The sequence below is a fragment of the Streptomyces sirii genome (assembly GCF_045690365.1).
Taxonomy (GTDB): domain Bacteria; phylum Actinomycetota; class Actinomycetes; order Streptomycetales; family Streptomycetaceae; genus Streptomyces; species Streptomyces sirii.
Window position 1 is genome coordinate 2774967 of the sequence record NZ_CP147982.1, and the last position, 19164, is coordinate 2794130.

General features: G+C 73.1%; 15 protein-coding genes. 10 read left to right on the top strand and 5 right to left on the bottom strand.

Going from position 1 to position 19164, the window contains the following annotated elements:
• Positions 1-276: 276 nt before the first annotated feature.
• The 7 genes from WAB15_RS12500 to WAB15_RS12530 all read left to right on the top strand — a co-directional run bounded on the left by WAB15_RS12500 (position 277) and on the right by WAB15_RS12530 (position 10148).
• On the top strand, positions 277-3438 hold the full coding sequence (locus WAB15_RS12500) for an alpha-N-acetylglucosaminidase TIM-barrel domain-containing protein (protein ID WP_407286248.1): 3162 nt from the start codon (positions 277-279) through the stop codon (positions 3436-3438).
• 48 nt (positions 3439-3486) lie between these two features.
• Complete coding sequence (locus WAB15_RS12505) at positions 3487-3717, top strand: DUF397 domain-containing protein (protein WP_399151192.1); 231 nt, start codon at positions 3487-3489, stop codon at positions 3715-3717.
• A gap of 138 nt (positions 3718-3855) precedes the next feature.
• The gene (locus WAB15_RS12510) at positions 3856-5826 is read left to right on the top strand and encodes a hypothetical protein (RefSeq protein WP_407286249.1); all 1971 of its coding nucleotides are present in this window, start codon (positions 3856-3858) and stop codon (positions 5824-5826) included.
• Between the two features lie 108 nt (positions 5827-5934).
• Positions 5935-6849 (top strand): metal-dependent hydrolase, encoded by a 915-nt coding sequence (locus WAB15_RS12515; protein WP_399151194.1) that lies wholly within the window; start codon positions 5935-5937, stop codon positions 6847-6849.
• A gap of 1 nt (position 6850) precedes the next feature.
• Positions 6851-7948 (top strand): PDR/VanB family oxidoreductase, encoded by a 1098-nt coding sequence (locus tag WAB15_RS12520; protein ID WP_407286250.1) that lies wholly within the window; start codon positions 6851-6853, stop codon positions 7946-7948.
• Between the two features lie 57 nt (positions 7949-8005).
• A complete protein-coding gene (locus tag WAB15_RS12525; protein WP_407286251.1) occupies positions 8006-8710 on the top strand; it encodes a TetR/AcrR family transcriptional regulator in 705 nt (234 codons plus the stop codon).
• A 916-nt stretch (positions 8711-9626) separates the two neighbouring features.
• Complete coding sequence (locus WAB15_RS12530; protein ID WP_407286252.1) at positions 9627-10148, top strand: GNAT family N-acetyltransferase; 522 nt, start codon at positions 9627-9629, stop codon at positions 10146-10148.
• A 16-nt stretch (positions 10149-10164) separates the two neighbouring features.
• Here WAB15_RS12530 and pulA read toward each other — a convergent pair whose 3' ends face one another.
• Complete coding sequence (pulA, locus tag WAB15_RS12535) at positions 10165-12825, bottom strand: pullulanase-type alpha-1,6-glucosidase (RefSeq protein WP_407286253.1); 2661 nt, start codon at positions 12823-12825, stop codon at positions 10165-10167.
• Between the two features lie 245 nt (positions 12826-13070).
• Between pulA and WAB15_RS12540 the strand changes: the two genes are divergently transcribed.
• A complete protein-coding gene (locus tag WAB15_RS12540; RefSeq protein WP_407286254.1) occupies positions 13071-13934 on the top strand; it encodes an SAM-dependent methyltransferase in 864 nt (287 codons plus the stop codon).
• Positions 13935-13978: 44 nt separating this feature from the next.
• On the opposite strand, the gene WAB15_RS12545 is transcribed toward WAB15_RS12540, so the two are convergent.
• Positions 13979-14431 (bottom strand): ATP-binding protein, encoded by a 453-nt coding sequence (locus WAB15_RS12545; RefSeq protein WP_407286255.1) that lies wholly within the window; start codon positions 14429-14431, stop codon positions 13979-13981.
• A gap of 153 nt (positions 14432-14584) precedes the next feature.
• On the opposite strand from WAB15_RS12545, the gene WAB15_RS12550 reads away from it, so the two are divergent.
• Together WAB15_RS12550 and WAB15_RS12555 are read left to right on the top strand one after the other, a co-directional pair.
• Positions 14585-15427, top strand: a complete 843-nt coding sequence (locus WAB15_RS12550; protein ID WP_407286256.1) for a Scr1 family TA system antitoxin-like transcriptional regulator — start codon at positions 14585-14587, stop codon at positions 15425-15427.
• Positions 15424-15672: a DUF397 domain-containing protein gene (locus WAB15_RS12555; protein WP_407286257.1), complete on the top strand. Its 249-nt coding sequence runs from the start codon at positions 15424-15426 to the stop codon at positions 15670-15672. The genes WAB15_RS12550 and WAB15_RS12555 overlap by 4 nt, the downstream gene beginning before the upstream one ends.
• Before the next feature lie 3 nt (positions 15673-15675).
• On the opposite strand, the gene WAB15_RS12560 is transcribed toward WAB15_RS12555, so the two are convergent.
• The 3 genes from WAB15_RS12560 to WAB15_RS12570 are packed head-to-tail and all read right to left on the bottom strand — an operon-like array spanning position 15676 to position 19164.
• Complete coding sequence (locus WAB15_RS12560; protein ID WP_407286258.1) at positions 15676-16740, bottom strand: LacI family DNA-binding transcriptional regulator; 1065 nt, start codon at positions 16738-16740, stop codon at positions 15676-15678.
• On the bottom strand, positions 16728-18335 hold the full coding sequence (locus tag WAB15_RS12565) for a glycoside hydrolase family 13 protein (protein WP_407286259.1): 1608 nt from the start codon (positions 18333-18335) through the stop codon (positions 16728-16730). The genes WAB15_RS12560 and WAB15_RS12565 overlap by 13 nt, the downstream gene beginning before the upstream one ends.
• Before the next feature lies 1 nt (position 18336).
• Positions 18337-19164 carry a sugar ABC transporter permease gene (locus tag WAB15_RS12570; protein WP_407286260.1) on the bottom strand — a complete coding sequence of 276 codons (828 nt, stop codon included), beginning with the start codon at positions 19162-19164 and terminating at the stop codon, positions 18337-18339.

Below are 19164 nucleotides of genomic sequence, written 5' to 3' on the forward strand. Positions count from 1 at the left end.
CGCCCCCACCGGGCCGCCTTTCCACCCACCCACGGGAGGGGACAGACCGTAGGACGGAGTCCGTAGGGCTGTCACCGCACCCGACACACCACGCCCGCCGCCAGGCGCAACGGTGACTAGGCACCACGGCGCCGCAGCCGACAACCCACGCCCGCCGCAGGCGAAACGGCGAGACACCCCCATGGCGGGAAAGCCGAAAACGTGGGAAGCCAGCCCAGCGCAGCGCTAGCGTGCGGACGATACGGACCGTCGTTGTTGCCACCCGTGGGGGACCACATGAGCCGACCGTCACCGTCACGACGCGCACTGTTGGGGACCGCCGGGGCGATCAGCGCGGGGGCGGTGCTCGGAGCGGCCGCGCCGGGGCGGGCCGGGCCAGGGCGGGGCGCCAGGCGGGCACCGGCGGCCGCCTACGACGTCGCGCCGGTGCGGGCCGCACTGGCGCGTCTGCTGCCCGGCCACGCCGACCAGTTCGAGCCGGTGCCGCTCGTCGCCGACGGCGGCACCGACCGCTTCCGGGTGACCGGGCGGGCCGGCCGGATCACCGTCGCCGGGACGACGCCCGCGGCGCTGCTGACCGGCGTCAACTGGTACCTGAAATACACCTGCCGGGCGCATCTGTCCTGGGCCGGGGACCAGCTGGAGCTGCCGGATGTGCTGCCCGCCCCGGACGCCCCCGTCGAGCGCGCCACCTCGCTGCCGCACCGCTTCGCCCTCAACGACACCCACGACGGTTACACCGCCCCGTACGCGGACTGGCCGCGCTGGGAGCGGCTGATCGACGTGCTGGCGCTGCACGGGGTGAACGAGGTGCTGGTCACCCCGGGTGCCGAGGCCGTCTACCACCGGCTGCTGACCGACTTCGGCTACTCCGACGCCGAGGCCCGCGGCTGGCTGCCGGCGCCCTCGCACCAGCCGTGGTGGCTGCTGCAGAACATGAGCGGCTACGGCGGGCCGGTGAGCCACCGGCTCCTGGGCAGGCGAGCCGCGTTGGGGCGGCGGATCTGCGACCGGCTGCGTGAGCTGGGCATGCGTCCCGTGCTGCCCGGCTACTTCGGCACCGTCCCCGGCGGCTTCGCCGACCGGAATCCCGGAGCCCGCACCGTGCCGCAGGGCACCTGGTCGGGCCTCGCCCGACCCGACTGGCTGGACCCGCGCAGCCGGGTCTTCGCCTCGGTGGCCGCCGCCTTCTACCGCCACCAGGAGCAACTCCTGGGCCCCGCCGACCACTTCAAGATGGATCTGCTGCACGAGGGCGGCGACCCGGGGGACGTACCGGTGCCGGAAGCCGCACGCGCCGTCGAACGGGCCCTGCGCACCGCCCGTCCCGATGCCATCTGGGTGATCCTGGGCTGGCAGGACAACCCGCGGCGGGACCTGCTGGACGCCGTCGACCACGACCGGATGCTGATCGTGGACGGCCTCAGCGACCTGGACACGGTCACCGACCGCGAGCGGGACTGGGGCGGGGTGCCGTACGCCTTCGGCTCCATCCCCAACTTCGGCGGCCGCACCACCCTCGGCGCGAAGACGCACATCTGGGCCGAGCGCTTCACCGCCTGGCGTGACAAGCCGGGCAGCCGGCTCGTCGGCACCGCGTACATGCCGGAGGCCGCCGAGCGCGATCCGGCGGCCTTCGAGCTGTTCAGCGAACTGGCGTGGCGGGAGCACCCGGTGGACCGGGAGGCGTGGTTCGACGGCTATGCCGACCTGCGCTACGGCGCCCGCGACGACGCGGCCCGCGCCGCGTTCGCCACGCTGCGCACCAGCGCGTACGAGATCGCCAGCCAGGACGGCCGTCCGCACGACTCGGTCTTCGCCGCCCGCCCCAGCCTGGCCGCCCGCTCCGGCACCACGTACGCCACCCACTCCCCCGCCTTCGATCCGGCCGCGTTCGACGCCGCGTTCGCCGCGCTGCTGCGCGTGCGCCCCGCGCTGCGCGGCGGCGACGCCTACCGCCACGACCTCACCGACGCCGCCCGCCAGGCCCTGGCCAACCGGTCCTGGCAGCTGATCGGGCAGCTCCAGGACGCCTACCGGCGCAGGGACCGGGCGACCTTCGGCGCACTGTCCGGGCTGTGGCTGCGGCTGATGCGGCTGAGCGAGGAGGTCACCGGCGCGCACCGCCGGTTCCTGCTCGGGCCGTGGCTGGCGGAGGCGAAGGCGATGGCGTCCGGCGACGAGGAGGCGGCGCAGCTGGAGCACAGCGCCCGCGCACTGATCACCACCTGGGCGGACCGTCCCAGCGCCGACGGCGGCAAGCTCGCCAACTACGCCAACCGCGACTGGCACGGCCTGATCGCCGATGTCCATCTCCCGCAGTGGCAGGCGTACTTGGACGAGCTGGCGGACGCGCTGGCCGCGGACCGGCCGCCCCGGACCTTCGACTGGTACGCCGTCGAGGAGCCCTGGACCCGCGAGCGCAAGAGCTATCCGCTGCGCCCCACCGCCGACGCCCACCGCACCGCGCGCCGGGTCCACGACGCCCTGGCCAGGGCCCCGTATCAGGGCACGGTCACGCTCACCGCCGCCCCCGGCGCGCTGCCGCCGGGCGGCCGCGCCACGGTCACCGCGGCGCTGCGCAACGTCAACGGGCTGCGGGCGACCGGCCGGGTCGACTTCGCGCTGGACGGCCTCGACGCCTCCGCCTCGGGCCCGGTGTCCCTGCCGTCCGTCCCGCCCGGCGGCACCGGCCGGGCCCGCTGGCGGGTCACCGCCCCGGCCGGTCCGCCGACCGCCCCGCTGCGGCCGCTGCCCTACGGCCTGAGCGTCGCGTACGGCCCCCGGGGCGAGTCGCGGGTGCGGGCCGAGCGGCACGGCACGCTCTTCGTCGCCGGACCACTCGATGCAGGCCTGGAGACGGTGACGACGAACGCCGCGGTCTTCGGCCAGCTGGACGACCGCTTCGCGATCGACGGCGCGGGCGCCGATCTGTGGAGGGCCACCGCCGAGTTCGGCGCGGTCGTCCGGCCGGGCGCGCTGACCGCGGGCGGGTCGGTGACGGTCGAGGTGACCGCGCAGGACGCGACCGGTCCCTGGGCCCGCGCCGGCCTGATCGTCCGCAATCGCCTCGCCCCCGCGCCCGCCCCGGGCTCGCCGGACGGGCTCGGCTTCCTCAACCTCTCGGTGACCCCCGGCAACGGCGTCGTGCTGTCCTACGACGCCGACGGCGACGGCGCCCTGGACACCTACCGGCGCCTGGCCGGCGTCACCGCACCGGTGCTGCTGCGGCTGCGGCGTGGCGCGGACGACGGCCCGCGCGCGGGTACGTACACCGGATCCTGCTCCACCGACGGCGGTGCGACCTGGCGTGAGATCGCCACCGTCGCCGTCCCCGGAGCGGCCCCGCGGCAGGACACCGGACTGCACCAGTGCGCCGCCAACTCCGCGTCCGGGGAACGCGGTACGGCCGAGTTCCGCCGCTGGAAGCTCACCTGACCATTGCGTACGCTGACCGCAATGGTCCACGAGCGAGGGGAACACGGTATGAGTGCCGCAGCCGAGAAAGAGTGGCTCTACGCCCTCGACATCACCGACGCCGCCTGGCAGCGCCCCCCGGGCGACGCTGAGGAGGCGGTGGAGATCGCCTTCCTGGAGCGCGGTGCGGTGGCCATGCGCAACTCCATGGACCCCGATGTGGTACTGCGCTACACCGAGGCGGAGTGGCGGGCCTTCGTACTCGGCGCGCGGGACGGCGAGTTCGACCTGCAGCAGTAGCGGCGCCGGCACGGCGGTCATGCGGCCACCGCGGTCGGTCCACCGCGGTGGCCGCGGCCATGTCCGGCGGCCCCTAGGGGGCGTCCTGCCGCCCGGTCACATCGGTGACCATCGCAGGATTCACTCGTTTCACCGAACGTGAAGCAGCAGCTGCAGGCGCCCTCCCCCCGTCCGGACCGCTCCGACCTCAGCGGCCTCGCCGACCTCGGTGATGTCATCGACGTCGAGCAGGCCGAGGCGGCGCTGGTCGAGCACTACCCCCGGCTGGTCCGGCTGGCCTACCTCGTCCTGCCGCCCGGTCGGAGCCGCAGCCGCCGGGTGCTGGCCGCGCACGGCGTGGTCCAGCGCACCCTGCCGCGCCAGCGTGCCTCCACCCGCGGTCTCGGCCTGCCCACCCAGCGGGCCGGCACGGAAGCGGCGATCGACCCCGGCTACGCCTTCGTGCGGCTGCGGGTCCTGCGCGCCGCGATCGGCGCCGGGCGGGCCCGCCGGCTGCCCACCCCGCCGCCCCTGCTCCCCCAGGTCTGGGGCCTGAGCCTGTTCCCGCGGTCCGGCGGCGCGGACGAACTCGCCCTGGACCAGGCGCTGGCGGCGCTGTCCGGTCCCGGCCGGGCGGCGTTCGTGCTGCGGGATCTGGAGCGGCTGAGCGCGCCCGAGGCGCGCCGGGTGCTGGAGGCCGCCGGGGTCGCGGACCCGCGTGACGCGCTGGACGAGGCGGAGCAGGCCGAGACGCCGGCCGGCAGCCGGGACCGGTCGCTGCTGGAGTCACCGGAGTTCGACGCGTGCGCGCTGCAGGCCCGGCCGACGGATCTGATCCGGCGGCGGCAGCACGGCCGCGCGGTGCTGGCGGCGGGCGCGGCGGTGCTGGTGTGCGGGGCGCTGCTGGGGCTGCCGGGCGACGGCTGGGGCCCGGACGGCGCGGCCGCCCCGGAGTACGCGCGCAGCGTCGCGGCCGAAGCGGCCCTGGACCCCGGCAAGTTGACCGTGGCGTCGGCGTCCGCCTGGCAGACCGCCGCCCGCCAGGACTTCACCGCCTGGCCGGCCCGCGGCGACCGGGTGCACGACAAGGCGCTGCTGCGCCGCGCACTGGCCGTATGGGCCAGGCCGGGGGCCGGGGTGCCGGTCTCGGCGACGCCCGGCACCCCGGCCGGCCCGGCCGCGGGGCCCGCCCAGCTGCTGTTCGCCGGCGTGGTGGACCACGCGGTGGTGGTGCTCTTCCACGACGGGCTGCGCGTGGTGCGCTACGCCGAGTCGGCGGACGGCGAGGGGCAGTCCGAGGGCACGGGCGCGGCGCTGGACTTCGCCCGCACGGACGGCGCGGCGGCCGACTCGGCGAGCGCGCTGGTGGTCAACCGCACCGAGGGCAACGTCCGCTATCTGACGGCCCCTTGGGTGAAGCAGGCCCGGCTGGTCGACCTGCTGAAGCCGGACGCGGCGGGCGAGGCCACCCCCGTCGACGCGCACGGGGTGACCGCCCCGGTGCCCGCGCCCCGGCCCGCCGAGCAGTGCACGACCTGGCCGGCGCTGCGGATGGGCGGCCGGCTCCTGACCGATCTCGGCGAGCTGACCCCGGCCCGGCTGACGTACGGCACCCCGCGCAAACCGGGTGAAGTGGCAGCCCCGCAGGCCAAGACGGCCTGGGCGAGGACGGCCTGCCAGCTGGCCGCGGTCCGCGGGCAGGGCGTCCGCACGGTGAACTCCTGGGAGTTCGCCCGGCAGCCGCTCCCCGGCGGCGCGGGCGAAGCGGCCTGGCTGTGCACCCGCGCCGAGACCTGGCGCGGCCCGGGCAGCCGGACGACGGCCCAGATCCAGACGCCGGCCGCGGGCGGCCGGCCGTATCCACCGGGCGTGGTGGCGGCCCGCGCCGAGGGCGGTACGGTCTGCGGCCCGCGGGCGCCCCGCGCGCTGGCCGGGGTGCTGTGGAAGGGCGCGGACGGCCGGCGGTGGCTGCTGGCGGCAGGCAGCGAGCAGATCGCGTCGATCGGCGTGACCGGCGGGGTGCGGGGCCAGGCGCCCGGCCGGCTGCTGTCGCTGCCCGCGAAGGCGGGCGAGCGGGCGGAGCTGGCGGGCCGGCTGGTGAACGGCAAGAAGATCGGGGCGCTGGGCTGACGGTCCCGGCGGGCGGCGGATGCGCCGCAAGCCGTCCGCCGGGAAATTGGTCGAGCTTTCGCCGTCCGAGGGGTATCGGCATTCCTTACCCGTCAGTACATTGACGCCATGTCTAATACGGCCTCGCTGCGGCCCCAGGCGGTCGCGTCCGAGCACATCCCGCTGAAGCCCCGCAACGTCGCCTTCGACTGGGCCGACACCCCGCTGCACTGGATACCCGGCGATCCGGACAGCACCCACACGATCAATGTGCTGCATCTGCTGCTGCCGGCCGGCGAGCGCTGGTTCGTGCGGGTGTACAAGCAGGTCCTGCCCTACATCCGCGACGAGCGGCTGCGCGCGGACGTCATCGGCTTCATCGGGCAGGAGGCCATGCACGCTCAGGCCCACGACGAGGTGCTGCCCCACCTGAAGGAGCGCGGGCTGGACCCGACCCCGTACACGGCGCAGGTGGACTGGCTCTTCGAGAAGCTGCTCGGCGACCGGACCCTGCCGCCGGGCCGGGCCCGCAAGTGGTGGCTGCTGGAGCGGGTCGCGACGATCGCCGCCATCGAGCACTACACCGCGTTCCTGGGCGACTGGGTGCTCAACGCCGACGCGCTGGACGCCAAGGGCGCCGACCCCATGATGCTCGACCTGCTGCGCTGGCACGGCGCGGAGGAGGTCGAGCACCGGTCGGTGGCGTTCGACCTCTTCATGCACCTGGACGGCGGCTACCGGCGGCGGGTGCGCACCTGGGCCACGGCGTTCACCGCGCTGGTGTTCCTGTGGCAGCGCGGCACCCGCTTCTTCATGGAGAACGACCCCTCGCTGGTCGACGGCAGGGCCAGCTTCCGGGAGTTCTTCCGCGCCGGCCGGCAGGGCGTACTGCCGACCGCGGGAGCCATGGCGCGCTCCATCCCGCAGTACCTCAGCCGCGCCTACCACCCCTCACAGCACGGCAGCACCACGCAGGCCGTCGCCTACCTCGCCGGATCCCCCGCCGCGACCGCGGCCGAGGCCCGCACCACCGGAGGCGCCTGAGATGCCCCGTATGCGGACGTTCGTGATAGCCGGTGCGGCGCTGCTGGTCGCCCGGAGGACGCTGCGCCGGCGGGTCAAGCAGTCGCCGCTGTGGCCGATGCCCGCGCTGGACGAGCCCGTCTCGGGGAGGGGCCGCGACGCCGCCGGCCAGGGCTCGGGCGTACGGCAACTCACCGTGGTGGAGCGGACCGCGGAGGCCGAGGGAGTCGTACGGCTGCGGCTGGCGGGCGCGGAGCTGCCGGCGTGGGAGCCCGGGGCGCATCTGGACCTGGTGCTGCCGTCGGGGGCGGTACGCCAGTACTCGCTGTGCGGGGACCCCGCGACGCCCGATGCGTACACCATCGCCACCCGGCTGATCGAGGACGGCCGGGGCGGCTCGCGCGAGGTGCACGAGCTGTTGCACGAGGGGACGGTGGTGCAGGCGCGCGGCCCGCGCAACCGCTTCCCGCTCCACGACAGCCACGCCTATGTCTTCATCGCGGGCGGCATCGGCATCACACCGATCCTGCCGATGGTCCGGCAGGCCGAGCGCGAGGGCGTGCCCTGGCAGCTGGTGTACGGCGGGCGGTCGCGGGCCTCGATGCCGTTCCTGGCGGAGATCGAGAAGCTGGCGGGGGCCGGCGCCGACCGGGTCACGCTGGTCGCCGAGGACGAGGACGGGCGGCCGGACCTGGCGGCGGTGCTCGCCGGTGCGCCGCCGCACGCGGCCGTCTACTGCTGCGGGCCCGAGCCGCTGATGGCGGCGGTCGAGGCGCTGCTGCCGGCCGTGTCCGAGGGCCTGACGCTGCACACCGAGCGGTTCGCCCCGGTCGCCGACGCGCCCTCCGGCGAGAACGCCCCGTTCGAGGTGGAACTGCGCCGCACCGGCCGTACGGTCGCGGTCGCCGCGGACACCAGCGTGCTGCGGGCGATCCGCGACCAGGCGCTGCCCGATCTCCCGTACTCCTGCGAGCAGGGCTTCTGCGGCACCTGCCAGCAGCGGGTGCTGTCCGGTGAGGTCGACCACCGCGACGAGCTGCTGACCGACGCCGAGCGCGCGGACTCACTGCTCATCTGCGTCTCGCGGGCCCGGAGCGGGGGGCTTGTGCTCGATCTGTGACGACTTCGCCTCCGCACGCGATTCCGTGCCGCGCCCCGGATGGTTAGGCTGGTCCGCATGACGACCGGGGCACGCCGCAGGATGGGCGTCGAGGAGCGGCGCGATCAGCTGATCGCGGTCGCCCTCGATCTGTTCAGCCACCGTTCCCCCGAGGACGTGTCGATCGACGAGATCGCCGAGGCGGCCGGCATCTCGCGGCCGCTGGTCTACCACTACTTCCCGGGCAAGCAGCAGCTGTACGAGGCCGCGCTGCGGCGGGCCGCCGAGGAGCTGACGGCCCGGTTCGTCGAGCCGCACGAAGGCCCGCTCGGCGCCCGCCTGTTGCGCGTGATGGAGCGTTTCTTCGACTTCGTCGAGGTGCACGGCCCCGGCTTCTCGGCGCTGATGCGCGGCGGTCCGGCGGTCGGCTCGACCCGGGCGAGCGCGATGATAGACGGCGTCCGGCAGGCCGCGTACGAGCAGATCGTCGCCCATCTCGGCGTCCCCGACCCCACCCCCCGGCTGGAGTTGGTGGTCCGCTCGTGGGTCTCGCTGGCCGAGACCACCGCACTGCTCTGGCTGGACCGGCGCAGCATCCCGCGGACCGAACTGGAACGCCAGCTCGTACACGACTTCGCGGCGCTGGCCGCGGTGAGCGCCGCATACGACGAACGCATGGCCCAGGTCGTCCGCCACATGCTGGCCGACGAACCGGCGGACGGGATGTTCGCGGATCTGGTGGGGCGACTGATGTCCCTTCCCGCGCCCGTCCGCTGCGCTTAGCTTGCTTCCCACGTTGTCGGCTGTCCCGCCGTGGTGGTTTCGCGTGGTTCGCCTGCGGCGGGCCCCTCCGCTGCGCTTTGCTGCGGCCGACGTGTTCGACTTACTCGCCGTTGCGCCTGCGGCGGGCGGGGTCCGCTGCGCGGGGCTGTTCGGCTGCCGGTGACGGGCCTGTCCGCTGCGCTTTGCTGCGGCCGACGTGTTCGACTTACTCGCCGTGGCGCCTGCGGCGGGCGGGGTCCGCTGCGCGGGGCTGTTCGGCTGCCGGTGACGGGCCCGTCCGCTGCGCTTTGCTGCGGCCGACGTGTTCGACTTACTCGCCGTTGCGCCTGCGGCGGGCTGTTGCCGCTGCGCGGGGCTGTTCGGCTGCCGGTGACGGGCCTGTCCGCTGCGCTTTGCTGCGGCCGACGTGTTCGACTTACTCGCCGTTGCGCCTGCGGCGGGCTGTTGCCGCTGCGCGGGGCTGTTCGGCTGCCGGTGACGGGCCTGTCCGCTGCGCTTTGCTGCGGCCGACGTGTTCGACTTACTCGCCGTGGCGCCTGCGGCGAGCTGTTGCCGCTGCGCGGGGCTGTTCGGCTGCCGGTGACGGGCCGGAGGGGTAGGGGTGTGGGACTGCTGCGCTTTACGTCCCACACCCCTACCCCTCCGACCCGCCCCCTCCCGTTGAGGGTGGGAGAAAACCGGTGGGGGTGCACGTCAGCCTTCGTGTCCAGGAAGTCGACGGATTCGGCCCGCCCCCACCAGGCCTTCCCACTCCCACCCACGGGAGGGGACAGACCGTAGGACGGAGTCCGTAGGGCTGTCACCGCACCCGACAAACAAACGCCCGCCGCAGGCGCAACGGCGAACAACCACCACGGCGGGAAAGCCGAACACGTGGGAAGCCAGCCAAGCGCAGCGAACTGGCAGAATCCGCCCCATGATTACCACCCTCACGTTTCGACTCGCCCGCGTCGGTGCCGATCTGGCCTCCCTGGTCGCGCTGTACGACTCCGCCGCTCGCTGGATGCAGAAGTCGGGGATCGACCAGTGGAAGCCCGGCGGGAAGGACGAGGCGCACTTCCGGCGGCGGATCGCGGAGGGCGAGGTCTGGCTCGCGGAGGTCGGCGGGGAGATAGCGGGCGCCTTCGAGCTGTGGTGGGAGGACGAGCCCGCGTGGGGGCCACAGCCGCCGGAGGCGGGCTATGTGCACCGGCTGATGGTGGACCGCGGACGGGCGCCGGCCGGGACCGGGCGGGCGATGCTGGCGCACGTCGAGCGGCGGATCTCGGAGTCGGGGCGGCAGTGGGCGCGGCTGGACTGCGTCTCGTCCAATCCGCGGCTGCGTACGTACTACGAGGCCGCCGGGTACACGGTGGTCGGGGAGCAGCCGTTCAAGGAGGACAACGGCGGCGGCAGTCCGTACGGCGTCACCCTCCTGGAGAAGCGGCTGGCCGGCTGAGCCGGGCGGCCCCGCCCTACTCCTGCGTGTGGCGGAAGACCGCGACGGTGCGGGCGGGGACGGTGAAGGTGCCCGACGCGGGGGCGTAGGAGGCGGTGGCGGTGGTGCGGTCCGCGCCGTGGGCCTGGACGGGGTGCAGGGCGTAGGGCCGGCCGGCGAGGGTGGGGACGGTCTGGTGCCGCTGGTGGGGGGTGGCGTTGAAGACGATCACCAGGTCGGCGAGTCGCATGGTGATGACGCCGGGGGTCTCGTCCTTGCCGGAGAGCGGGAAGGACAGTGCCTGCTGGACCGCCGCCGTGGTGGGCAGGCCGAAGGCCGGTTCGGTGGCGTGGATGCGGAGCAGGTCGCGGTAGGCGGCGGAGGCGCCGGTGATCTCGGTGCAGCCGGGGCGGAGCGCGGGATCGGCCAGCGGGGGCCTGGCGTAGGGCCACTTGTCCTTGTTGTCGGCGGCCGGGGGCAGTCCGCGGCCGAAGCCGTTGCCGTCGGCGCAGTTCCAGTGCAGGGCGTTGAACCAGTCGCCGCTGTTGAAGGAGTTGCGGTCCAGGGACTTCGAGCGCAGGAGGTCCGAACCGGCCTGGGAGAGGGCCGGGCCTTGCGAAAGGGCTGCGGTGGCCAGCGCAAGGACCTGCATACGGGCGCGGTCGGCGGTGCTGGTCGCCTGCGGCAGTTTGTACGCCAGCGCGTCGTAGAGGGTTTCGTTGTCGTGCGCGTCGGCGTAGGCGAGGGCGTCACCCGGGTCGGCCGCGTAGCCGGCCGGGGTGCCGTTGTAGTCGATCTGGGAGCCCTTGACGCGGCGGCCGGCGGTGTCGGTGAAGGCGTAGTCGGCGAGGTTGCCGGTGAGGCCGACCTTGATGAGGTCCTGGTAGTGGAGGAGGCGGGCCCGCTGGGCGGCCGGATCGCCGTTCTCCGGGGAGGAGTTGGGGTCGGTGTACAGGCCCGAGGCGAAGCCCTGGACCCGGGGGTCGGCGTCGAAGGGGCCGCCGCCGCGCACCGCGTCGCGGGCCCGGTCGCTGAAGGTGGCGATACCGGTGCCGGCCATGTTCCGCTGCGTGGCCTGGACGAACCGGGCGTCGTTCGCGGCCTCGCCGAAGTTCCAGCCCTCGCCGTAGAGGATGATCCGTTTGCCGTCGACGCCGTCCTTCGCCGGGGTCAGCGCGTCCAGGGCCTTGCGCACGGCGAGGATGTTGGCCTTGGGGTGGTGGCCCATGAGGTCGAAGCGGAAGCCGTCGATCTTGTACTGCCGCGCCCAGGTGACGACGGAGTCGACCACGAGCTTGCCCATCATGGTGTGCTCCGGCGCGGTGCCGGAGCAGCAGGTGGAGGTGGCCACACCGCCGTCGTCGAGCAGCCGCTGGTAGTAGCCCGGGACGATGCGGTCGAGGACGGAGTGCGGGTCCTGGCCGCTCGCGGCGGTGTGGTTGTAGACGACGTCCATGACGGTGCGCAGTCCGGCGCCGTTCAGCCCCTGCACCATGCGGCGGAACTCGACGGTGCGGGCCGCGCCCTCCGGGGCAGCGGCGTACGACCCTTCGGGGACGGTGTAGTGCAGGGGGTCGTAGCCCCAGTTGTAGGCGTCGCGGGCGGCGGACCGAGCGAGGCACTCCTGCTGGCGATCGGAGTCGGGGGCGTACGCGGTCAGGTCGCAGCCGGGCCGGTCCTGGTCGGCGCGCTTCTCCGGGACGGTCGCACCGTCGAAGACCGGCAGCAGGTGGACGTAGGAGGTGCCGGCCGCGGCAAGGGACTTCAGATGGCGCATGCCGTCCGACCGCGCGTCGGTGAAGGCGAGGTACTGGCCGGGGTGGCGGGAGGTGCGGTCCTCGACGGAGAAGTCGCGCAGGTGCAGCTCCTGGATGCGGGCCCGGCGCAGCGGCACCGCGGCGGGCTTGCGCAGCCCCGCCCAGCCCTTGGGGGCGAGTTTCGGGTCACCGAGGTCGACGACGAGGCTGCGGCCCGAATCGGCGGTCAGAGCGGTGGAGTAGGGGTCGGTGACCTTGTTGGTGACGGTCTTGCCGACGCTGGGCGCCCAGACGGTGACGAGGTAGCGGTACGGCTTGCCGACCCAGTCGCGCTGCCCCTGGGCACGCCAGACGCCGCTGCTGTCGTCGCGCCGCATCGGGACCGTGCGGCCGTCGAGTTCGAGGGAGACGGTGCGGGCGGTGGGCGCCCATACGGAGAGGGTGGGGCGGCCGTGGCGGAAGACCGGCCCCAGTGCGGCGTGTTGGGCGCGGGCGCCGTAGAGGTCGTCCAGGACGCCGGGTATCTGCACGCCGGTCGTGGCGCGCCGCCCGTCCGCCGTGTGCTGGGTGGCGACGAGCCGTCCACGCAGCGCGGTACGGGCCAGGCCTTGGTCGCGGGGGTCGACGGTGAAGGCCGGATACCCCGTCAGGTGTGGATAGGCGGCGCGCTCGGCCGGGCTGAGCGTCCCGGGCGTCAGCCGGATGCGACGTCCGGCCGGCTCGCTCTCCCCCGCCCCGAACTCCAGCTGTGCGTCGGCGCGTTCGGCGCCCTTCCAGATCACGGTGTCGCGGTCGATCCACTGTGCGAGGGCCTGGCCGGCAACGGGCGGGGACGCCTGGGCCTGCTGCTGCGGGGACGAGACGAGCAAGCCCGTCGCGCCGAAGGTCAGGGCGAGGGCGACGGCCATACGCCGAGCGGTCCGGCGGGGGAGGAAGGACATGGGTCATGGTTCTAGCCGCACCGATTCTTTGTTGCAAGACCTTACGCAAGACATTGCAAGGGTGTTACGTTCCCGAAGTAACGGTCCGGCCGGCCGGAGGTCCACACGCACAACGGGCCCTACGCGCCCGGCCGGTCGGACCGGCACCATCACCCACTGTCGACCCGTGCACCCAGTTGGCGCATAGTCAGCTATGCCTGCAAGACGGGCGAATCGCTCCGGCGTGTACGGGGAATCCCCCCACCATGATCAACAACCCCGGTAACCACACCGGCAGCACACCGCACCACGACGACGAGACCCGCACCTACTACGACACCGCCGATGTCGACGCCTTCTACGACGCCGTCTGGGGCGGCGAGGACATCCACGTCGGCATCTACACCGACGAGCACGAGGCGATCGCCGACGCCTCGCGCCGTACCGTCCAGCAGGCGGCGGACAAGGTCGCCGACCTGCTCGGCCCGCACGCCACCGTCCTCGACCTCGGCTCCGGATACGGCGGTTCCGCCCGCGCGCTCGCCGAACGCTTCGGCTGCCGCGTCGTGGCCCTCGACATCAGTGAGCAACACAACCGCCGCCACCGCGCGGCCAACGCCCGGCGCGGCCTGGACGGTCTGATCGACGTCGTCACCGGGTCCCTGGGCGACCTGCCCTACGAGGCGGAGCGGTTCGACGTGGTGTGGTCCCTGGAGGTGCTCTGCCACCTGGAGGACCGGCCGCGGGCGCTGAGCGAGGCCGTACGGGTACTCAGGCCGGGCGGCGCCCTGGTCTTCTCGGACATCATGGCGGACGAGAAGACCCCGCCGGAGGCCGTGCGCCCCGCGACCTCCCGGCTCTCCATGCCGGCCCTGGGGACGCCGTCCCGGTACCTGGACCTGCTGTCCGGCCTCGGCCTGAAGGCCACCTACGAGGACCGCACCGCCGACATCGCCACCCACTACGCGCGCCTCGACGAGGAGGTCCACCACCGCGCGGCCGAACTGCGCGAGGTCATCAGCCCGGCCTACGTCGACGAGCTGCTGACCAACCTCCCCCTCTGGACGGACATCACCCGCCGCAACCTGCTGCGCTGGGGCATCTTCCACGCCCGCCGCCCGGCCGCCTGAGCCGCCGCGTCCCGGCTCCGCTTCTCACTGCCCCTCCCCTCTCCTCATCTGTCCGGGAGATCCAGATCCGCCCGGACGATCTTGCCGACCGAGAGCCGGTCGAGCACGGTCCAGCAGGTGGCCAGCGCGGCGACGAGTACCAGACCGCGGCCGGTCTCGGAGTCGGGCGCGGGCGGCACGAGCGTGCCGGGAGCCGGCGGCCGCCGCTCCGTACGGGTGTCGGCGACCTCGATCCGCAGGGTGCCCGGACGGGACGGGCCCGGCACCCTCATGAGCCGCAGCTCGAAGTCCCGTCCGGGCACCCGTCCGTGGGTCGCCGCGTTCGCGGCAAGCTCCCCGACGATGACGGCCACGCTGTCCGAGACCTCCCCGCCGTACGGGAAGCCCCATACGTCGAGTTGCTGAACGGCGAGATAGCGGGCGAGGCGCCCCCCGCGCGGGGTGGCGCTGAAGCGCTGCGCGAACATACCTGCGGTGACGGTGGCTTGAGCTGGCATGGGGCCAACGCTGCTGGTCGGCAGGCTCGTACACCAGAAACTCCACTCGTACTTCGGAAACTGTACGAGCTGAGTACGTGGACGGATCGAGTAACGGGCCGTAACCATGGGTGACTTGCGGGGCCAGTACCGCTCACCTCGGGAGTACCCGACATGGAAGACAGCAGCACCGACCACTACGACAGTGGCAGGCCCGAGCCCTCCGGCAGTCTGCGGACCTTCGGCGCCGTCTATCAAGCGTTCCGTGAGAACGCGGGATTCACGCAGGAGTCCTTGGCGTCGGCGATCGGGTACTCGACGCACTACATCGGCTCGGTCGAGCAGGGCCGACGCCTCCCGTCGAGGAAGTTCATCGACCGCTCGGAGGACGTCCTCGGCGCGAACGGAGTCCTGCGGAAGGCCGCCAAGCGGCTGTCGAAGCAGCCGGGGCTGGCCCGGTGGTTCCGCGAGTGGGCGGAGCTGGAGAAGCAGGCGATCAGCCTCTATACGTACGAGTGCCGACTCGTACCTGGGCTGTTACAGACGGAGGCGTATGCGCGGACGCTGTTCGACAACCGCGTCCCGCTGCTCTCCGAGGAGGAGGTCGAGATTCAGGTGGCCGCCCGTCTGGAGCGGCAGAAACTGCTGCGGGACCGGCCGAACACGACCTTCAGCTTCGTCATCGACGAGCATGTTTTCATGCGCCCGACCGGCGGCGCGGACACCGTCCGGGGACTGATCGACCACGTACTGGAGTGCATGGCGCTCCGGAACGTAGACGTGCAGGTCATGCCTCTGAACCGGGGCGTGCATGCCGGTCTGAACGGACCGATGCGGCTGCTGGAGACACCGGACAACCAGTGGTTCGGCTACTGCGAGGGGCAGGAAAGCAGCCAGTTCATCACCGACCCGCAGACGATCAGCACCCTCTACATGCGCTATGCGAAACTGCTTTCGCAGGCTCTCACCCCCGAAGACTCCGGGAGCCTGCTGAAGCAGATGCGAGGAGCGCTATGAGCACCCCCGAACTGACCTGGTTCAAGAGCAGCTACAGCGGCGACTCGGGCGACAGCTGCGTAGAAGTCGCCCTCTCCTGGCACAAGTCCAGCTACAGCGGCGACGACTCCGGCGACTGCATAGAAATCGCCACCTGCCCCACCACCATCCACATCCGCGACTCCAAGGACAAGAGCGGGCCCCAGCTCAGCGTTCCGGCCCACGCCTGGGCGGCGTTCGTGTCGTACGCCGCCCAGGAGGGCTAGCCGTCACCCCGGGACCGGCCCCGTCGATCCCCGTACGACCAGCTCCGGCTGGAAGATGAACTCGGTGCGCCGGGCGGGGTCCTGCCGTCCCTGCGCACGGTCGTGGATCTCCTCGATCAGGGCGCCCACGGCGGCGGTCGCCATCGCCTGTACCGGCTGGCGCACCGTGGTCAGCGGCGGGTCCGTGAAGGCGATCAGCTGGGAGTCGTCGAAGCCGACGACGGAGAGCTGGGCGGGCACGTCCAGGCCCCGGCGGCGGGCCGCTCGTACGGCGCCCAGTGCCATCAGGTCGCTGCCGCAGACGATGCCGGTGCAGCCCTCGTCGAGGAGGGCCGCGGCCGCCGCGTCCCCGCCCTCGACGCTGAACAGGGTGTGCTGGACGAACCGTTCGGCCTGCCCCCTCGACAGGCCGAACGACTCGCCCAGCGCCGCCACGAAGCCCTCGGCCTTGCGGCGGGAGGGGACGTAGCGGGACGGGCCGACGGCCAGCCCGATCCGCTCGTGGCCCAGCTCGGCCAGGTGGCGCACCGCCATCCGGGCCGCCGCGCCGTCGTCGGGTGAGACGAACGGCGCGTCGATGTGCGGGTTGTAGCCGTTGATGAGGACGAACGGGACGCCCCGGGAGGTGAGGCGGGCGTAGCGGGCGGGGTCGGCGCGGGTGTCTGCGTGCAGGCCGGAGAGGAAGACGATGCCGGTGACACCGCGCTCCTCCAGCTGCTCGACGAGTTCGTCCTCCGTGGCGCCGCCGGGCATCTGGGTGCACAGGACCGGCGTGTAGCCGTGGCCGGCCAGGGACTGCTCGATGATCTGGGCGAAGGCCGGGAAGATCGGGTTCGTCAGCTCCGGGATGACCAGGCCGACCAGGCCCGCGCTGCGGCGGTGCAGCCGTAACGGGCGCTCGTAGCCGAGGACGTCGAGCGCGGCGAGCACCCGGCGCCGGGTGCCCGCCGCCACCCCCGCCTTGCCGTTCAGCACCCGGCTGACGGTCGCCTCGCTGACCTCCGCCTGGGCGGCGATGTCGGCGAGCCGGGGGGTGGCGTGCTCGGGGGGCTGGGTCACTCCTCCCACCAGATGGCGGTGTCGGCGGGGAGCACGAAGTCGCCGTCCAGTACGGGGAGTTCGGTGCGCGAGGACAGGAGGGGGCGGCCGGGGACGGGCAGCCGGGCCGGGGAGTCGGTGATGTTGACCGTGCAGACCAGGCCGCCCGGGCGGCGGAAGGCCAGTACCCCTTCGGGGGCGTCCTGGAGCCACTCGACCGCGTCGCCGGCGCCGAGGCCGGGGTGGGTGCGCCGCAGGGCGAGGGCGGTGCGGTAGAGCTCCAGGGTGGAGGCGGGGTCGCCGGTCTGCGCCTGGACGGTGAGCCCGGCCCAGTCGGCGGGCTGCGGCAGCCAGCTGCCGCCGTCGCCGAAGCCGTACGGCGGCGCCTCGCCGCTCCAGGGCAGGGGCACCCGGCAGCCGTCCCGGAGGCCGTCCTGGCCGGTGGCGCGGAAGAAGGAGGGGTCCTGGCGGACCTCGTCGGGCAGGTCGACGACCTCGGGCAGGCCCAGCTCCTCGCCCTGGTAGACGTACGCGGAGCCGGGCAGCGCCAGCATCAGCAGGGTGGCCGCGCGGGCGCGGTCCAGGCCGCCGCCGAGGCGGGTGCGGTGGCGTACGACGTCGTGGTTGGACAGCACCCAGGTCGTCGGGGCGCCGACGGGACGCATGGCGTCCAGTGAGGCGTCGATGGCCCCCCGCAGCTCCTTCGCGTCCCACGTGGTGTTCAGGTAGTGGAAGTTGAAGGCCTGGTGGAGCTCGTCCGGGCGCAGGTAGAGCGCGGTGCGCTCGGCGGTGGGGGTCCAGGCCTCGGCGACGGCTATCCGCTCGCCCGCGTACTCGTCGAGGACCGTGCGCCAGGAGCGGTAGATGGCGTGCACGCCGTCCTGGTCGAAGAAGGGCAGGGACTGGGTGCCGAGCAGGGTGAGCTGGTCGGCGCGGCCCATGTCGGGCAGACCGGGCGCCTTGACCAGGCCGTGGGCCACGTCCACCCGGAAGCCGTCGACGCCCAGGTCCAGCCAGAAGCGCAGGATGGAGCGGAACTCGTCCTGGACGGCGGGGTGGTCCCAGTTGAAGTCGGGCTGCTCGGGGGCGAAGAGGTGCAGGTACCACTCGCCGTCGGGGACCCGGGTCCAGGCCGGGCCGCCGAAGAGGGACTCCCAGTCGTTGGGCGGCTCCTCGCCGTTCTCGCCGCGGCCCTTGCGGAAGTGGAAGCGCTCGCGGGCCGTGGAGCCGGGGCCCTCGGCCAGTCCGCGGCGGAACCATTCGTGCTGGTCGGAGCAGTGGTTGGGGACGAGGTCGACGATGGTGCGCAGGCCGAGGCGATGGGCGTCGTCGATCACCGCCCGGGCGTCCGCGAGGGTGCCGAACATCGGGTCGATGGCGCGGTAGTCGGCGACGTCGTAGCCGGCGTCGGCCTGCGGCGAGGCGTAGAACGGGCTCAGCCAGACGGCGTCCACGCCCAGCTCCTTGAGGTACGGCAGCCGGCTGCGGACGCCCGCCAGGTCGCCCATGCCGTCGCCGTTGCCGTCGGCGAAGCTGCGCGGATAGACCTGGTAGATCACCGCGTCGCGCCACCAGCCGGTGGCGGGAGGGGCGTGGTCAGGAGTGACGTCGTGCTGTGGGGTCATGTCATCCCTTGGTGGTGCCGGCGGTCAGTCCGGCGACGAGGTGGCGCTGGGCGAAGGCGAAGACGAGCGCGGCCGGTACCGCGATGATCACGGCGGCGGCGGTCATCGAACCCCAGTCGTTGGTGTACTGGTTGACGAAGGTCTGCAGCCCGCCGGCGAGCGTGAGGTTCTCCTCGCCGGTCATGAAGGCGGAGGCGTAGGCGACCTCGGCCCAGGCGGTGACGAAGGTGTAGAAGCCGGTGACGGCGAGGCCGGGGCGGGCCAGCGGCAGGACGAGCTGCCAGAAGGTGCCGAACGGGTTGAGGCCGTCGACCCGGCCCGATTCGTCGATCTCCACCGGGATGGTGTCGAAGAAGCCCTTCATCATCCAGGCGCAGAACGGCACGGCGATGGTCAGGTAGGTGACGACCAGACCGGCCGGCTGGTTGAGCAGGCCGAGGCTCGCCAGCAGGTTGTACAGCGGCACGATCAGCACCGCCACCGGGAACATCTGGGTGATCAGCAGCAGCCACATCAGCGGGCGCATCCCGGGGAAGCGGAAGCGGCTGACGGCGTAGCCGGTGGTGGCGGCGATGAACACGCCGAGGACGGTGGTCAGCCCGACGATCACCACCGAGTTCCCGAACCAGGTCAGGAACTGCGTATCGGCCAGTACATGGGTGTAGTTGGCGAGGGTGGGGTGGGATATGAGCCCGGTGGAGAAGGCGTCGTTGCGCGGTTTGAAGGAGGTGATCAGCAGCCAGAGGGGCGGGAAGACGGCCACGACGGCGGCGACGATCAGGCCCGCGTGCAGGCCGATCGAGGCCAGCGGGCTTCTCTTGTTGCGCAT

What these genes read in the sequence shown, in the direction of transcription:
- WAB15_RS12570 (WP_407286260.1), bottom strand. Translation starts at nt 19,164, where the DNA reads ATGCGCAACAAGAGAAGCCCGCTGGCCTCGATCGGCCTGCACGCGGGC.
- WAB15_RS12525 (WP_407286251.1), top strand. Translation starts at nt 8,006, where the DNA reads ATGACGACCGGGGCACGCCGCAGGATGGGCGTCGAGGAGCGGCGCGAT.
- WAB15_RS12555 (WP_407286257.1), top strand. Translation starts at nt 15,424, where the DNA reads ATGAGCACCCCCGAACTGACCTGGTTCAAGAGCAGCTACAGCGGCGAC.
- WAB15_RS12520 (WP_407286250.1), top strand. Translation starts at nt 6,851, where the DNA reads ATGCCCCGTATGCGGACGTTCGTGATAGCCGGTGCGGCGCTGCTGGTC.
- WAB15_RS12540 (WP_407286254.1), top strand. Translation starts at nt 13,071, where the DNA reads ATGATCAACAACCCCGGTAACCACACCGGCAGCACACCGCACCACGAC.
- pulA (WP_407286253.1), bottom strand. Translation starts at nt 12,825, where the DNA reads ATGTCCTTCCTCCCCCGCCGGACCGCTCGGCGTATGGCCGTCGCCCTC.
- WAB15_RS12550 (WP_407286256.1), top strand. Translation starts at nt 14,585, where the DNA reads ATGGAAGACAGCAGCACCGACCACTACGACAGTGGCAGGCCCGAGCCC.
- WAB15_RS12515 (WP_399151194.1), top strand. Translation starts at nt 5,935, where the DNA reads ATGTCTAATACGGCCTCGCTGCGGCCCCAGGCGGTCGCGTCCGAGCAC.
- WAB15_RS12505 (WP_399151192.1), top strand. Translation starts at nt 3,487, where the DNA reads ATGAGTGCCGCAGCCGAGAAAGAGTGGCTCTACGCCCTCGACATCACC.
- WAB15_RS12545 (WP_407286255.1), bottom strand. Translation starts at nt 14,431, where the DNA reads ATGCCAGCTCAAGCCACCGTCACCGCAGGTATGTTCGCGCAGCGCTTC.
- WAB15_RS12500 (WP_407286248.1), top strand. Translation starts at nt 277, where the DNA reads ATGAGCCGACCGTCACCGTCACGACGCGCACTGTTGGGGACCGCCGGG.
- WAB15_RS12565 (WP_407286259.1), bottom strand. Translation starts at nt 18,335, where the DNA reads ATGACCCCACAGCACGACGTCACTCCTGACCACGCCCCTCCCGCCACC.
- WAB15_RS12530 (WP_407286252.1), top strand. Translation starts at nt 9,627, where the DNA reads ATGATTACCACCCTCACGTTTCGACTCGCCCGCGTCGGTGCCGATCTG.